The 18,363-nt window shown below is 33.3% G+C and carries 6 protein-coding genes; all 6 read right to left on the bottom strand.

Translation table 11 applies throughout. The features are described from left to right. Positions 1-537: 537 nt before the first annotated feature. Positions 538-11,139, bottom strand: a complete 10,602-nt coding sequence (locus ACKU3H_RS01550) for a hypothetical protein (RefSeq protein WP_320035222.1) — start codon at positions 11,137-11,139, stop codon at positions 538-540. A gap of 64 nt (positions 11,140-11,203) precedes the next feature. Then, positions 11,204-11,911, bottom strand: coding sequence for a phosphocholine cytidylyltransferase family protein (locus tag ACKU3H_RS01555; RefSeq protein WP_320035223.1), 708 nt, complete (start codon positions 11,909-11,911; stop codon positions 11,204-11,206). Between the two features lie 8 nt (positions 11,912-11,919). Continuing rightward, positions 11,920-12,957 (bottom strand): histidinol-phosphate transaminase, encoded by a 1,038-nt coding sequence (locus ACKU3H_RS01560; protein ID WP_320035224.1) that lies wholly within the window; start codon positions 12,955-12,957, stop codon positions 11,920-11,922. 13 nt (positions 12,958-12,970) lie between these two features. Further along, positions 12,971-15,181: a CapA family protein gene (locus ACKU3H_RS01565; RefSeq protein ID WP_320035225.1), complete on the bottom strand. Its 2,211-nt coding sequence runs from the start codon at positions 15,179-15,181 to the stop codon at positions 12,971-12,973. 9 nt (positions 15,182-15,190) lie between these two features. Next, positions 15,191-16,900 (bottom strand): hypothetical protein, encoded by a 1,710-nt coding sequence (locus ACKU3H_RS01570; protein ID WP_320035226.1) that lies wholly within the window; start codon positions 16,898-16,900, stop codon positions 15,191-15,193. Between the two features lie 4 nt (positions 16,901-16,904). After that, positions 16,905-18,362, bottom strand: a complete 1,458-nt coding sequence (locus ACKU3H_RS01575; RefSeq protein WP_320035227.1) for a Mur ligase family protein — start codon at positions 18,360-18,362, stop codon at positions 16,905-16,907. Position 18,363 lies beyond the last annotated feature (1 nt).

Raw genomic sequence — 18,363 nt, forward strand, 5'->3', positions numbered from 1 at the left:
CAAATGTATATGGTCCATCTACTGTGTCAGTTCCTCCATTGTGAGTAATTGAGTCTCCAACTTTTACACCATCTTTATAAAATGCAATTACAGCTGTTTCACCAGAATATGAAGCATAATCATAACCATGTTTCCAAGCAAAAGATATATCAGCACTTGAAACATCATTATCAAAACTAACTACTAATGATTCAGATTTTGAAGTATTTGTATCAAATCCAATCTCATTTTCATCACCTTGATTTGCCCCGCCATAAGTAGCACCATCAACTCCAATACCATCATGAATTGTTCCTGTTACAACAGAAACTGAAGTTTCATTTCCATTTATATCATAAGCTTTTACACTATATCCACCATTTGTTTCAGTTGCATTTGTTACATCAATTGTAGTTGTTGTTGTAATTGTTCCTTCAATATCTAATGTTGGAGCATCTGCAACAGGTGATACATCGATTGTAACTGTAGAACTATTACTCCATGAATCACCATCTGATGAACTAAAATCAAATTTAGCATAATCACTTTTTTGATCACCTAAACCAGTTGTATTGTATTCATCTCTTCCTGAATCATTTGTATCTGGAGTAAATGTAAGCTTCCACTATATATATCAGATTTAGAAATTTCAAGAGGTAAATCACTTGATTCTACTTCTACTCCATCAACTTTTAATAACCCAAGAGATGGTAGAGATTCAATTTTTATAGATGTTGCATCACTATCAAAATCATTTATTGTGAAAGTATAAACATTATCTTCACAAAGAATTACATTTGTATCTTCGATAATAATTGGTCTATTTATTGTAATATCTAACGCAGATGTTATATTATCTCCATCACCATCAGTTACAGTATAAGGGATAGATATATCATCAATATCTATTCCACTATCTAAGTTAGTAATTTTATATTGTGGATTATCTGTGTTAATATCTGTAGCTTCTACTTTAATAACAACTTCACCAGCAATTGTACCAACTAATAATGTACCACCAACAACATTCCAAGAAACAGATGAGCTATCATCTCCTGTCACAGTTGGAGTTTCCCAAGTAAAGGCTAAATCATCTGCTGGTCCATCAGCACCAAAACTAAAGTCTAATGAACCAGTTTCATTTACAACTGTTCCAATTAAATTTGCTGATAAATCATCAGAATCAACTACTGATGCGTTTGAAGAAATTAATTTCAAGTATTTATCAGAATCCATATCTATTCCAATTGCATAAACATCCGAAATATTATTTGTTGAATTACTTAAAAAATCTTCCCAAGCTTCTAATCTATTTGCATCTAAGTATCCTGTACTATTAGTTGATCCATCAATATAATCTTGTCTATATCCATTTGTTGTATCATCAGGATCTGAAGTTCTATCATCTAGTTCTACTGTTGGAACTCCATCAGATAAGAAATAAACATAAGTATTTCCACCATTTATTGGTGTAGTATAATTTTCTTCTGTTTGCTCCAATGCATCTTCATAGTTTGTATAACCACCTGTAGATAATTTAGCTAATTCAGAACTTAATGATTCTGAATCTAACCATCCTGAAACAGGAGTTTGAGCTGTAGTTGAGAAAGTGTTCAATTGTGCATAAACTTCTTTTCCTTGAGATTCATATTCTGCAACTAGGTCTTCAATTGCACCAATAGCTTTAGATAATCTATCTCCACTTTGTCCCATACTTCCTGATATATCTAATGTAAATACTAAGTTTACAGGTTCAGAAGATACATTAATTTCAATTGAAGAATCATTTGAAGTTGGCATATCATCTTCCACTGTTACACTTATTGTACCTGTAGCTGGTGAATATACCCCATCAGATAAGCTTACATCAAAATCAAATGAAACTGTATCTTCTGTACTATTTACTGGATGGTCAATAGCCTGAGAGATTGATACCTCATAAGATACTGTACTTGGAGCAGTAGAACCTTGCTCATTTACTATAGTATTTCCACTATTTAACTCAACTTTTATAACTTCACCCTCAGAATTTGAACCAATTGCAACTGCTTTATTTTCAGTTCCAGAAGATGTATCATAAGACCAAACTATTGTTTCAGAGTTTGAACTTAAGTTTGTTGGTAATGATGATAAATCAATCTCTATAGTATTTTCATTTGTACCATTTGTTGTGATATTAATAGTCCCAGAATAAGTATTTGAATCTGTAACATCTGTATAATCTACTCCTGTATAATCTGAAGCTTCTTGATAATCATCTTTAATTCCATCATCTAAACCTTCTTCTGATACAACAGCTGTAGCATCATCTATTGTAAGATTTGAATTATCATCTAAAATAGTAGTTGTTACACTTCCAACTCCAATCTCAACTTTATCAAAACCTCCACCACTTGTAGAAGAGATACTTACACTATATTTTTCACCACTATCAGCATCTGTATCAGTAATTGTTGTAACACTAAACTCTTCCGATGAAGTTTCACCAGCTTTGATAGTAACATCTTTAGTTATTGCAATATAATCACCATCTTGAGTTGTTATATGTCCTGTTGTAACAGTTACAATTAAGTCTGTTTCAGGTGCTTCATTAATTGTTACTTTATAACCTTCTGCATCATTACCTTCCATAACAGTTTCTGGCCCAACAATATTTAATACAGCTTTATTATAAGTATTTAACTCACAACCACCAATATCAACAGTAACTTTCATTGTATTACTATCTTTGTCTCCATCATTTACAATAAACTCAAACTCTCTCGGAGTTCTATTTTCACTTGATGATTCAAAAGTAAGAGATTCTAATGCTAATTCATAGTCAGCTTTTGTCGCTGTACCAGTTAATTCAACAACTAAATTACCATTTGCATCAACACTATTACTTGCTATTGTGATACCACTTGGTAATCCAGTTGTATTTATTACATCACCAACTTGGTAGTTAGTCAATGTTACAGTTGCACTTTCTAGATTTGCATCATCTACATCTGATAAAGAGATATCTGATAATATTGTATTTTCATTACTATAATCAGTTCCAACTAGTTTGATGTTATCCATATATGCACCAAATGTATCTGCATTTCCAGTTGATTCAAAAGATAATGTTGCAGAGTCACCTGAAATATTTGAGTAAGATGCTGTTACTGTATACCAATCTCCATTTGGCTCAATTGAAGCTTTTACTCCTGCTGGTGCATCTATTGTAACATTTCCTGAACCATCTACATTTATAGCTACAGTGTATCCAGCAAAAGTAAATTGCATATCACTACTATCTTCATTACCAGGTCTTGGTGTATAGTCAAAGCTTAATGTAAACTCATCATTTGAAGTACCTAAATCAACTTGTGTAGTAATGCTACTGTTAACTCCACTTGTATGAGAATCTAACTCAATATAAGTATCTGAATCATTTGCAGTTTCTAATCCATGTACTCCACCATCAACTCTTACTTCAACTCCTGAATCATTCATTTGCCATTGGTTTTGATCATCACTTACTAATATATCATCCCCATAAGTTCCATGATCTACATACCAATCATTATTAAAATTAGAGTCTTTGTAATCTTTTGAAATACCTTCAAAATCTTCTTCAAGTAATACAGTTTGAGTTGCATTTCCTAAAGTTTCACAAGGATGAATAGTGATTACGAAATCATCATAATCTTTATCTCCCATAGATAAGTCCTCGAAACCTATAGTTAAGCCACCATCTGGATTTATTGTCATTACAGCGTGATCTTGACCATCAGTTGATAAATCATTATCTGTAGCATATGCGCTTACATTATTTCCATCAACTTGCCATCCATTTGTATCATCATAAGTTACTGAAGAAGATGTTGTAATACCTGAACTTGTACCATTTGGAATAATAAAGAATCCTATTTCACCACTTAAATTTGTTAGTGTTCCTAAGTTCACACCATCTAAGAATTGGTCAAAGTTACTTCCATCTCCATCCATATCACCTGTATCATTATAAATAATATGTGCTTCATAATTTCCATTTTCATCTACTGTGTAGTATCCAAATGCATTTGTATACGTTGCATTTCCACCAAAATAATCTATAGAAAGGCTTGAGTTACCATCTCCCATATTTATTTCTATATTACCATTATCAACTGGGAATACTGGACTTCCATTTCTATCTAATAGTTCATTTGGAGAAATCATATCTCCGTTTCCATCACCATCAACATCTAATAAGCCATTTACTGTATGAATTGGTTGATCATTTCCTGTTATAGATTCAATAATTGGTGCATCATCAGTACCTTTAATAATAATACCAACTGCTGCATCATCACTATCTACTCCATTTGATGATACATATTCTATTTTATCAATAACGAAATCACCTATATTCATTTCATCTACTGTAGTATTTGTATCATCTACTTGATATGAATAGTCTCCATTGCTAGAAATTGTTAAAGTTCCATAAGCAGTATTAATAGTCACAGGTGTTCCATCTTGTGGAATTTGTGTAGTTGTTCCATTTATAGTTACTTCTGTAAGACTTGTAACATTTTCATCATTTGATAAAATATTTCCTGCTGCAACTATTCCTTCTATAGGAGAGCTTGTTGTATGAGTATTATTATCAACACCTACCCATTCATGACCTTCTTCTTTAGCAATTACTACATCGCACTCAGCATCAGCAACTGATGTTGCAGGTCCACTTCCTTGGAATGATTGAATAAAGTAGTCTGAAGAATCTACAGTACCATCAGCATCACCATTCAAGTATTCTAATGATTCAAATCTTATTTCATTGAATAATTCATTTCCTGTATCAATAGATGCTGTTGTTACACCATTTGCATCAGTATTTGCTACGATAATTCCTCTAGCTACTTCAACACCATCTTTGTATGCAATCCATTGTGCAATTTCATCTCCACCTTCTCTGTCAATTAAATGTCCTAATGTAACAGTTGCTGTATTTAACATACCTTCAAATTCCATCACTATAGATTCTGAATTTCCTGTTTCTGTATCATATTCAATTTGTTGAGTTGGCCAACCAGATGCATCTCTTGGACTACCTGCTACACCAATTTCATAATAATCGTTTGCATTACTATCAAGACCTGCACTTGAATTATCTGACAATGACACTTCATCATCATGAGTAATTTGAGCTTCTGTTCCATCTGCATTGTATGCTTTAATAATTACTTCTTGACCATTACTGTCTGTATTATCCCAATCTGCTTTATTATTTTCATCTCCATCCCAACTATATTGTTGACTTGTTTCTGAAATATTTCCTAAATCTACATAATAAGGAACTCCATTGTTGATAACACTTTCTGTGTTATCTTCATCTGTGTATGGATATACATCTGGTTCATCACCATCAGTTTTACCATTAATAACAATATTTAATGTGGCTTCATCACTTAATGTTCCATTTGATGCAACATATGTAATATTGTCAATAATCATGTCGCCATCTTTCATTGCATCAACTTCATCTAAGCTATTGTTAACAGTGTATGAATAATCACCATACATATCTATAGTTAATGTTCCATACTCAGTTACTACATCTACAGTTGATCCATCTTGTGGTACATCTGTTACTACGCCATCCATTACAATTTGTGTTACAACATCTGCATTTTCATCGTTTGTTAATACATTTCCTGTAACTGTTTGATCATTGTCCGTGCTAGTATTGTTTCCACTGTTAACTGAACCATCACTTGTTAATGAGTTTTGTAAGAATTCATTATCAACTTTTACACCACCGTTATTTTTTAAATCCGTACTATCAATCCAGCTTATATCATCAGGAAGAGTAATTGCATTTCCATCTTTATCCCAATATTCTGAACCATGAGATGAATTAGCACTTGAAGCTTTAACTATATAATCAACAACAGTAGCATCTCCAGGAATTTTTGCTTCAAGGTCAGCAAAATATTGTTGAGGATCACTATAATTTTTAATGTCATCTTGATAATCATCAATTTTAACTAATGTACCATCACTCATACAAACAATTACATTAGAAATACCTGGTAAACTAGATGGTGTATCATTTGTATCTACACTTTCATCTACAAAATTAATATCACATTCTGCATCAATATCATCATCTGTATCTGTATCAGTATCAGTGTCAGTGTCTGTGTCAGTATCTGTATCTGTATCCGTGTCAGTGTCAGTATCAGTGTCTGTATCCGTGTCTGTATCTGTATCAGTGTCCGTATCTGTGTCAGTGTCTGTATCTGTATCCGTGTCTGTGTCCGTATCAGTATCAGTATCCGTATCTGTGTCCGTATCGGTATCAGTGTCTGTGTCAGTGTCAGTATCAGTGTCAGTATCAGTGTCTGTATCAGTGTCAGTGTCTGTGTCTGTATCCGTATCAGTATCTGTATCCGTGTCTGTGTCGGTATCAGTGTCCGTGTCAGTGTCTGTATCTGTATCAGTGTCCGTGTCTGTATCAGTGTCCGTGTCAGTATCCGTATCCGTATCTGTATCCGTATCAGTATCTGTATCCGTATCCGTGTCTGTGTCAGTGTCCGTATCTGTGTCTGTATCAGTATCCGTGTCTGTGTCGGTATCAGTGTCCGTGTCAGTGTCTGTATCTGTATCAGTGTCCGTGTCAGTGTCAGTATCCGTATCCGTATCTGTGTCAGTATCCGTATCCGTATCTGTATCTGTATCAGTATCTGTATCCGTGTCTGTGTCAGTGTCTGTGTCCGTATCAGTGTCCGTGTCTGTATCTGTGTCAGTATCAGTATCTGTATCCGTGTCTGTATCCGTGTCTGTATCCGTATCAGTATCTGTATCCGTGTCCGTGTCAGTGTCTGTATCTGTATCAGTGTCCGTGTCTGTATCAGTGTCAGTATCCGTATCCGTGTCCGTGTCAGTATCCGTGTCTGTATCCGTGTCTGTATCTGTATCCGTATCTGTGTCAGTATCTGTATCTGTGTCAGTATCTGTATCTGTGTCAGTATCAGTGTCTGTATCTGTATCAGTGTCCGTATCTGTATCCGTATCAGTGTCCGTGTCTGTATCCGTGTCTGTATCTGTATCTGTATCCGTATCAGTGTCCGTATCTGTATCTGTGTCAGTATCAGTATCTGTATCCGTGTCTGTATCCGTGTCTGTATCCGTGTCTGTATCTGTATCCGTATCTGTGTCAGTATCTGTATCTGTGTCAGTATCTGTATCTGTGTCAGTATCAGTGTCTGTATCTGTATCAGTGTCCGTATCTGTATCCGTATCAGTGTCCGTGTCTGTATCCGTGTCTGTATCTGTATCTGTATCCGTATCTGTGTCAGTATCCGTATCCGTGTCCGTGTCCGTGTCTGTATCTGTGTCTGTATCGGTATCCGTATCAGTGTCAGTGTCTGTATCTGTGTCAGTATCAGTATCTGTATCTGTGTCAGTATCCGTATCCGTATCTGTATCAGTGTCAGTATCCGTATCCGTGTCCGTGTCAGTATCCGTGTCTGTATCCGTGTCTGTATCTGTATCCGTATCTGTGTCAGTATCTGTATCTGTGTCCGTGTCCGTGTCAGTATCCGTATCAGTATCTGTGTCAGTATCCGTATCAGTATCTGTGTCCGTATCAGTGTCTGTATCAGTGTCTGTATCAGTGTCAGTATCCGTATCCGTGTCCGTGTCAGTATCCGTATCTGTATCCGTGTCTGTATCTGTATCCGTATCTGTGTCAGTATCCGTGTCAGTATCCGTATCAGTATCTGTGTCCGTGTCTGTATCTGTGTCAGTATCCGTGTCTGTGTCCGTATCAGTGTCCGTGTCTGTATCTGTGTCAGTATCAGTATCTGTATCCGTGTCTGTATCCGTGTCTGTATCCGTATCAGTATCCGTGTCCGTGTCAGTGTCTGTATCTGTATCAGTGTCCGTGTCTGTATCTGTGTCAGTATCAGTATCTGTATCCGTGTCTGTATCCGTATCAGTATCTGTATCCGTGTCCGTGTCAGTGTCTGTATCTGTATCAGTGTCCGTGTCTGTATCAGTGTCAGTATCCGTATCCGTGTCCGTGTCAGTATCCGTATCTGTATCCGTGTCTGTATCCGTGTCTGTATCTGTATCCGTATCTGTGTCAGTATCTGTATCTGTGTCAGTATCTGTATCTGTGTCAGTATCAGTGTCTGTATCTGTATCAGTGTCCGTGTCTGTATCCGTGTCTGTATCTGTATCCGTATCTGTGTCAGTATCCGTATCCGTGTCCGTGTCCGTGTCTGTATCTGTGTCTGTATCGGTATCCGTATCAGTGTCAGTGTCTGTATCTGTGTCAGTATCAGTATCTGTATCTGTATCTGTGTCAGTATCCGTATCCGTATCTGTATCAGTGTCAGTATCCGTATCCGTATCTGTGTCCGTATCAGTATCAGTATCAGTATCTGTGTCCGTGTCTGTGTCCGTGTCCGTATCTGTGTCCGTGTCCGTGTCGGTATCGGTATCAGTATCCGTATCTGTATCTGTATCAGTGTCAGTATCAGTGTCTGTGTCAGTATCTGTATCTGTATCCGTGTCTGTGTCAGTATCTGTATCTGTGTCTGTATCGGTATCAGTATCCGTATCTGTGTCAGTGTCTGTATCTGTATCTGTGTCTGTATCGGTATCAGTATCCGTATCAGTATCGGTATCAGTGTCGGTATCCGTGTCTGTGTCTGTGTCCGTGTCCGTATCTGTGTCCGTGTCTGTGTCAGTATCTGTATCCGTGTCTGTGTCAGTATCTGTATCCGTGTCTGTGTCAGTATCTGTATCCGTATCTGTGTCAGTGTCTGTATCTGTATCTGTGTCTGTATCGGTATCAGTATCAGTATCAGTGTCGGTATCCGTGTCTGTGTCCGTGTCCGTATCTGTGTCCGTGTCCGTGTCGGTATCGGTATCAGTATCCGTATCTGTATCTGTATCAGTGTCAGTATCAGTGTCTGTGTCAGTATCTGTATCTGTATCCGTGTCTGTGTCAGTATCTGTATCCGTGTCTGTGTCAGTATCTGTATCTGTGTCTGTATCGGTATCAGTATCCGTATCTGTGTCAGTGTCTGTATCTGTATCCGTATCTGTGTCAGTGTCTGTATCTGTATCTGTGTCTGTATCGGTATCAGTATCCGTATCAGTATCGGTATCAGTGTCGGTATCCGTGTCTGTGTCTGTGTCCGTGTCCGTATCTGTATCTGTATCTGTGTCTGTATCGGTATCAGTATCAGTATCAGTGTCGGTATCCGTGTCTGTGTCCGTGTCCGTATCTGTGTCCGTGTCCGTGTCGGTATCGGTATCAGTATCCGTATCTGTATCTGTATCAGTGTCAGTATCAGTGTCTGTGTCAGTATCTGTATCTGTATCCGTGTCTGTGTCAGTATCTGTATCCGTGTCTGTGTCAGTATCTGTATCTGTGTCTGTATCGGTATCAGTATCCGTATCTGTGTCAGTGTCTGTATCTGTATCTGTGTCTGTATCGGTATCAGTATCAGTATCAGTGTCGGTATCCGTGTCTGTGTCCGTGTCCGTATCTGTGTCCGTGTCCGTGTCGGTATCGGTATCAGTATCCGTATCTGTATCTGTATCAGTGTCAGTATCAGTGTCTGTGTCAGTATCTGTATCTGTATCCGTGTCTGTGTCAGTATCTGTATCCGTGTCTGTGTCAGTATCTGTATCTGTGTCTGTATCGGTATCAGTATCCGTATCTGTGTCAGTGTCTGTATCTGTATCCGTATCTGTGTCAGTGTCTGTATCTGTATCTGTGTCTGTATCGGTATCAGTATCCGTATCAGTATCGGTATCAGTGTCGGTATCAGTGTCGGTATCCGTGTCTGTGTCTGTGTCCGTGTCCGTATCTGTATCGGTATCTGTGTCTGTATCGGTATCAGTATCTGTGTCTGTGTCCGTGTCTGTGTCCGTGTCCGTATCTGTGTCCGTGTCCGTGTCGGTATCGGTATCAGTATCCGTATCTGTATCTGTATCAGTGTCAGTATCAGTGTCTGTGTCAGTATCTGTATCTGTATCCGTGTCTGTGTCAGTATCTGTATCCGTGTCTGTGTCAGTATCTGTATCCGTGTCTGTGTCAGTATCTGTATCTGTGTCTGTATCGGTATCAGTATCCGTATCTGTGTCAGTGTCTGTATCTGTATCTGTGTCTGTATCGGTATCAGTATCCGTATCAGTATCGGTATCAGTGTCGGTATCCGTGTCTGTGTCTGTGTCCGTGTCCGTATCTGTGTCCGTGTCTGTGTCAGTATCTGTATCCGTGTCTGTGTCAGTATCTGTATCCGTGTCTGTGTCAGTATCTGTATCCGTATCTGTGTCAGTGTCTGTATCTGTATCTGTGTCTGTATCGGTATCAGTGTCGGTATCCGTGTCTGTGTCCGTGTCCGTATCTGTGTCCGTGTCCGTGTCGGTATCGGTATCAGTATCCGTATCTGTATCTGTATCAGTGTCCGTATCAGTGTCCGTATCAGTATCTGTATCAGTATCAGTATCCGTGTCAGTGTCTGTATCTGTATCCGTGTCTGTGTCTGTGTCTGTATCTGTATCAGTATCTGTATCCGTATCAGTATCTGTGTCCGTGTCTATGTCAGTATCATTATCTGTGTCATTATCTGTGTCTGCTTCTAGTCTGATACCTCTTTCTGTGTCATCAGCTGGAGTTACTTCTTGTTCTGTATCATCAGCATTAAATAAAGCTCCATTACTTATGATTTCACCAGCTGCTGCTGCATCTAGTAATTCTGCTAATGCACCAAAGTTATCTATGATTGAACCGTCTAAATCTGCAAGAGAACTAACCGCTAAGCTCTCTTTTAATGCTTCAATAATTTCACCACTTTTAAATTCTGGATTATTAACTGCTTCTAAAATCTCTTTTTCACCATCAGTTGTTGCAGAAACCCCTAATGCTGTATTTAAAGCAAATATATCATCAGGCTTATTATTCTTTATAAGTCCTGCCATATTATCTAATGTAACTTCGTATCTTTGCCCATTTTCAAGTAAGAAAAGTTTAATTGTTTCCTCTTCATTTGCTAAAGAGAAAGTATATTTGTCAGCCCCTAAGAAGTAGAATTGTTCACCCTCTAAAGGTTTCAATTCCATTCCATTGGTAACTAGTTTTTCTTCTAGTTCACCATTTATATGTCTTATAATCAGTTTCATCACAGATCCTTTGCGGTTTTATCTGCTACTATATTATAAGAAAAAAGTTTTTAATAAGTTTCTTTTATTTATTTTTTACAAATTCTTTAATTCTTTCATAATCTTCAATGAAATCAACTTCTGCCCAAAATGCACCTTTTATATCTTTTATATATACATCTTTACCCGTTTCAACTAGTGAATAAAACACATCTTCCCACCACATATTATATTCACCTTTATCAACTAAATACTCTAATTGGGCTTTCATAATTTTTAAATCTTTTTTTTGAATCTTTGCTATGCCTACATATTCCCCTGTAGTATCTTCATTTTTTAATTCTTTACCAAACTTTATTAGTTTGTCACCTTCCCAATAAAACCTATAATCAGCATCTTCAATTCTTGTACTATCTGATAAAAATACTGGAGATAAATCTGTATTAATTAAATCTTGCAACATAGAATCTTCTATAAATAAATCTGCATTTAAAATAATTAAATCATCATCTAATAAATCATCCTTAGCAAACCACATAGAAGCAATAGAATTAGTAACTTTATAAAAAGGATTTTTATATGTTTTATAATCAAAACCCTTTAGAGCTTCATGTATATATTTTTCTTGATATCCAACTACAATAGTTATATCTGTAATATTATTACGATAAAAAAGTTCCATTGTTCTTCTTATTAGAGGTTTTCCGCCAACATCAACACATGATTTTGGATGATCTCCTAAATATCTACTAATTCTTGTTCCAACCCCTGCAGCTAAAATTAATACTTTCATTACTTCTCCTACTTTAATAAGTCTAAAATTCTTTGCATATTTTCATTATCAACAATTGAAAATCTAATACAATTTTCAAGGCACTTTTGATCAAAGTCGTATTTGATTAAAAATTTATTTTCCAATAATAGATTTTTATGATACTCATAATTTGATGATTTAAGTAATATAAAATTCGCATATGTATCCATATATTCTATATTTTCAAGTTTTGTTGTTTTAAATATTTTTTGCCATTTTTTAACTTGATTAACATTTTTTTCTAAAATCTTTTGAGCATTATCTAAAACTTTTTTCCCTACAGTCCCAGCTAAATAATCAATCTCATCTATTGGTTTATATTTTCTAAGAAGTTCTATATTTTCAGGATTTGAAATAGCATATCCTACTCTAGCCCCAGGTATTCCAAGTGCTTTAGAGAAAGTTCTTGTAATAATTAAGTTTGGAAACTCTTTTATCAAACTTACAGTATCTATATCTATATAATGAAAGTATGCTTCATCTAATAAAAAAATTGTATCTGTATTTAAAGTATGTTTTGCAATAGCTTTTACCTCATCAAGAGTAAACATAGTTCCTGTAAAATTGTGTGGATTTATAAGTGAAAACAATCTTGTATTTTTTGTAACTTTTTCTATAATATCTTGAACTTTTGTAGTAGCATCATCTTTGAATTCAACATATTTTTTCACTGCTTTTCTATGATAACTAAACACATCATACATGGCAAAACTTGGGTTATAATATACAACTTCGTCATTTTCATCAACAAATACTTCAAACACATATTTTAAAGCTTGTTCACTTCCTTGAGTGATAAGCAGATTATTGACCTCAACTCCTACAAAATTTGCTAATTTTTCATATAAATCATATAAGTCAGGATAGATTCTTAACATCTTCATATCTAAATCATTAAACATTCCATCAATTGAATCAAAGGCACTAAAAGGGGGCTCATTTTTATCTAAACAAACATATTGGTCTCTATCATTTTTTTCTAAAGGTGGTCTATATAGTTTAGAAATATATTCACTGTTTCTCATTTTTTTCCTACTTCTATGAAAATATAATTGAATCGATATCTTTAAAAGTTACATACCCATTAGTTTTACCTTGATAATTAACCAAAGCAACTGTTTTAACTTTTCTATATACTATTTTTTCATAATTTTCTCTCAAAAAAGTTTCTAAATCATCAAATTCTGTAATTCCATATTTTATTAATGAAAACACTATTTTTTGTCTATTTGTATAAAGATTAAAATATTTGCACTCAGCTTCAGTAACTAAAACATCCACTTTATCATCAAATTGAAACTCATATCCCAATTTATTTTCATCAAATAGTATCTCTTCTTTTAACAATTCATCTACAGAAATATCTGTTTTTTCAACAACCATTTCAAATAAAATTCCACAGTTTTCATCCTCTAAATCAAACTTTGAAAAGTTCCTTTTTGATTGAATCTTTTCAATATCCCTTAATAAAGCTAATTTCAACTCTTTTCTTCGGCTACCCCATTTAGTTGAACCTTTTTTATCTTGAAATAGTGTTAGATATATCAAGGACAAAGAGGAGTTAAATTTGTATTTTTGTTCAAATGCTCTTAATGCAAAGTTTTTATCAAACTTATTTCCATCTATAAACTCTTTTCTAATACCTTCTAATAAATATCTTTCTGGTTCATTCATAAACTCATCCTCAAATTTTCTTTTTACTTGTTCTTTTAACTTTCCATCCCAATCAATTCCCGATGCCAAGTTTGAAACTAATTCTGGCAAAATATATATTTCTGATAGTTCAACAAACTCTTTTCCATCAACTGTTTTTATATATTCATTTGTTTTAGTATCAATTAATGCACAATAGAGTTGGTAAACTCCTGGTTGAACTCTTCTATTTATTCTTAAACATACTTCATCAACAACAATATCATCTTTTTTCCAATGTATAGAGTTGAAAGCCCCATTTGATATAGGATGGATTTCACTAAAACTTTGTCCATATTTAGATTTACCAACAATATTAACCTCAATATTTGAAAAACTTTTTTCTCCTACTTGAAATGTCAACTTTGAAAGAAATCCTGAACCTGTTCTAAAACTTTCTACAGCTTGATAGTCTAAAATCTTATATCCATATTCTAATTGGGCATTTATAGAATTTGTTGCTACATTTGCATTAAATAAATATTTCTTTTCATAAATAGATACATCTTTTTTTATGTCATTTATATCATAAATAGATATATCTTTTTTCTTTTTCTTTCTTTTTCTTTCTTTTTCAAAAATAAACTTGATATTGTTTTCATCTTTGCTGATTTCTAAATTTTCTAGATTATTATCATCTAAACTTTGAAGTTTTTCACTAACATATGAAAAACATTTTTCATCTGCCATTTCAACTCCACCATTGTGTAATATAGTAGGATAAATATCTAATTGTGAAATCTGATTATTTGAAAACTTCAATTTGAACATTGCAGAGTATTTTAAATACTCATTACCAGCAATTGTATCTACTAAAAAAGTACCCATATCATATATTATTGGTTTATTTTTATAAACTTCCATTCCTAAAAGAAGATGTGAAGAGTGCCCAAGTATAGCATCACAACCAAAATCAATCAATTTTCTTGCTTGTACTCTTAACTGCTCTTCTGGATTTTCAACCCAGTTTTCTGTCCAATGGGGAGATACTATAATAAAATCTGCATGCTCTTTTGCTTTTTTTATAATCCCTTCTAAAGTTGATGAGATATTTTCTATTTTGCTAATATAAAATATTCCACCCCTTTCATCTGTTGCAAACAATGTTTTAGGATTTACTGTACAAAAACTAATTACTGCAACAATACTATCTTTCACTCTGATATACATAGGTTTTTTTGATTCAGCTAGATTTCTTCCACTTCCAGAGTTTGGTATATTCATAAAATCTAAAAAATCTTTTTGAAAGATTACACCCTCTTCACCATAATCCATAGCATGATTGTTTGCAGTTGTTACCGCATGAAAATTTGAATCTATTAAAAGTTGAGCTAATTTTACACTACATCTAAAATAGTAAGGATTTTTTTCTCTTTTAGGAAAAAGTTTACCTTTGTGTGTTATTACTGTTTCAAGATTGCAAAGATTTAAATCACTATTTCTTAAATATTGTAAAGTATTTCCAAATATTTTTTCTATAGAATCTTGTTCATAAAACATATGCATTCTACGAGCAAGTATTAAATCCCCTACTGCTGTTAAATTAAAACTCTCCATCTAATCCCTTTAATAACTTTCCATATATTTTTCAGATAAATTTATAAAATTACTTATCTCTTGTTTTTCTAGTTGACATTTTTCTTTTATTGTTTTAGTTAATGCTTTTAATAAAAATATATTATTTGATTCTGCTTTTTGTTCTTTAGCTGGCCACTCTAAATAGTTGTTTAATCTTTTTTCTTTTGTTGCATATATACTTTGTTCTTGTAAATTATCTAATAATGATTTATAAAATTTTGTGTTTTTAAATCTATTTGCTATTTTAGGAAATTGAATATATTCTGGTAATTTATACTTTTTGAAAGTTAAGTTTTCACTATCTTCACAATATTTACCTAAACTATTCCAAAATGATGAGGCATTATATCCTTGTGAAAAAAGTGTTAATAACTCTTTTTTAGATTTTGGAAGTGTTCTACTTTTTATTCTTTTATTTTCTAAACTATACTCAATCCATCTTGATGAGCCTTCTGAAAACCAATCGTTTCTTAACCTTGTTTTCGTATTTTGATAAATATGTGTCATCTCATGAAAAGGGATTAAATTATCATTTTTAAACTCTTTATTAACTGTCATAGAGATAACAGAACCCCTATGCAAATTATATTTTTTGGTTATTGAAAATCTTGAAAGTATACTTTTATTTGAAGTGTATGCTTTTGATTTTACATCTCTTATTTTTATATCTATATATTTTGAGCCTCTTAAAACAAATGGACTATTTGAATAGTTTAGTGGATCTTTTAATAAAAAATAGTTTTCTAAAATATTTTTTGAAAAAACCAATTGATACATTAGACTCTCAATTTTATCAGGTACTAAATTTTTGTTTTTGTCTTCAATATTTTCTATAGCATCTTTTCTGGATAAAGAGTAAAATATTCTAAAATCATCGTACATATAAGAGTATTCATAATCCTTTGAGTTTAAATCTTTATAAGATTTCCCACCATTTTGAATAAAATCTTCTACAATATTACTAGCAGGGTTTGTAATAGTTTCTTCATTTTCAAAAGCTTTTTCTAAATTAAAATTTTGCTCTATTATTTTTGCATTTCTTTTTATCATTGAAACTTGCTCTTTATTAAAACCAATATTTCTTTGTCCACCACTACCTTTACAATTGCTTGAGCTAGCCATAATATTTGTATCACTGTTATATTTGGCATTTTCTTCACAAACATGCCCTAATCCAAAACAATGTCCCATCTCATGCTCTTCTGGACTTTGTTTTGTATGATTTAATCTTTTCCAGTCTAATAAAATAAAAGGGTGAGAAGCTTTATTAAAAGCTCCCCTTGAAGTGGTATATTTATCATAACCATATTTAGGAGAGTAACTATCTATTATATAAATATTTATAGCTTTTTTATCTCTTACATTTGAATCTTTGCATGTAAAATATTCATTATAAACTCTTTTTTTATCATACTTCTCTTTTGTATCTCCCAAACGGATAAACTCACATTTGGAATCTTTTATATCATCGTAAAATGCTGCAGATTTAAATCTAAAATTTATTAGTTTTTCTCTATTTTCACTAACAAAATATTTATTTAAAATCTCTACTTCTTTTTTTAATTGATTTAATGTTGCTTTTTCATGAGCCTTCTCATTTTTTGTTAAAACTACAAAATGTATATCAAAAGATGGAAGTTCATTTGCAAATATTTTTGAAAATAAAAAGATACAAAGAAGAAGTGATTTTTTTACCATTAGATTACTTTATTTGCTTTTTAGAACCAAGTTTAAAAATCTTTGAGCTTATAGTTGCAAGTTTTAAATATCCATTTCCCATTATAAAAAGTAAGTCATCTTCTTGCAAATTCTCTCTTACACTATCAAAAATTTTATCTTTGTCATTTGTATCCATAATAACTTTTTTCTTCATCTCATCATTTAAATTTTCATGAAGATAGTTTAAGTATGGACCAGTTGTATATAATAAATCAATGGGTGCTTCATTTATATATGAAGCTAAAGCTGTATGTTGTTCTTTTGTAAAAGTATTATCTTCTTCAGTAGAAGAACCTCCAATTACAGCTACAACTCTTCTATCACCTTTTATATTTTTCAAATCTAAAAGTGCAGATTTCATACCTTCAATTGCACCCCTTAAAGATTGGTCATAATATAAAATCTTTTTCTTATCAAAATCCACTTCAAATAATCTTCCCATTGTTTCATAACAAATTAGATTTTTATAATTTTCACTAACTTTATTTATATTTTGAGATAATAAATCAGCCACAAGTAAAGCTGCAATACTTTGTAAAGGGGCATGATTTTGAAACATAGGAACAGTATAATTTACGATATTGCCTCTAATATTTCCTTTTATACTCCAAGTAAAATCTTTATGATTAAAATTACTTTCCAGTAAGAATGCATCGGCACTATTTTCTTTACTAAAAGTGAATATTTTAACATCAGGTCTTAATTGCAAGATTTTTTCTCTTAATATCTCATATGTATCCATATCTTTATTTAAAATACAAAAACCATTTTGAACCATACCAACTACAGCTGAAGCTTTTGCTTTTATGAAATTATCTAATGTTTTGTGTACTCTCATATGATTTGGAGTAACATTGGTAAATACTACAATATTTGGTTTTACTATTTCACTTCTTTCTACACCAACTTCATATCTAGCTGCACCTGAAACTTCTAATATCTCTACTTTATCATCTTCTCTCATACTTAAAAGAGAGTATAAAATTGGTAATTTTACATTTGCACTATTTATTATGGCATGAGTATTGATTAGGGGAGAGAGGATATGGTGTAGCTGAGTTTTAAATCCAGTTTTCCCTACACTTCCTGCAACTAAAACTCTTATAGGATTTAGTTCATCTCTAATTGCACAAGCAACTTTTTCCATTGCTTTATTTACATCATCAACAACTAACATAGGTTTATTAAAAAATTGAGCATACTCTTTTTTATCAATCACAATAGCAGAGGCTTTTTTCCTAAATATCTTTAATAACTCATATTCAATATCTGTTGAATCTTTTCGCCATTTATCAAGGGCAATTGCAAAACTTAAATTACCTTCTTTTAAAACCCCATGTGTTCCAATTCCAGTAAAGTTAATATTTTCTTTACAATTAATCCAATAACCCTTTGTTATCTCTTTTAATTTTTGTGCATCTAGATATATTTTTTCACTCATA

The sequence above is a fragment of the Halarcobacter sp. genome, assembly GCF_963675975.1.
Lineage (GTDB): Bacteria > Campylobacterota > Campylobacteria > Campylobacterales > Arcobacteraceae > Halarcobacter.

What these genes read in the sequence shown, in the direction of transcription:
- ACKU3H_RS01560 (WP_320035224.1), bottom strand. Translation starts at nt 12,957, where the DNA reads ATGAGAAACAGTGAATATATTTCTAAACTATATAGACCACCTTTAGAA.
- ACKU3H_RS01575 (WP_320035227.1), bottom strand. Translation starts at nt 18,362, where the DNA reads ATGAGTGAAAAAATATATCTAGATGCACAAAAATTAAAAGAGATAACA.
- ACKU3H_RS01565 (WP_320035225.1), bottom strand. Translation starts at nt 15,181, where the DNA reads ATGGAGAGTTTTAATTTAACAGCAGTAGGGGATTTAATACTTGCTCGT.
- ACKU3H_RS01555 (WP_320035223.1), bottom strand. Translation starts at nt 11,911, where the DNA reads ATGAAAGTATTAATTTTAGCTGCAGGGGTTGGAACAAGAATTAGTAGA.
- ACKU3H_RS01570 (WP_320035226.1), bottom strand. Translation starts at nt 16,900, where the DNA reads ATGGTAAAAAAATCACTTCTTCTTTGTATCTTTTTATTTTCAAAAATA.
- ACKU3H_RS01550 (WP_320035222.1), bottom strand. Translation starts at nt 11,139, where the DNA reads ATGAAACTGATTATAAGACATATAAATGGTGAACTAGAAGAAAAACTA.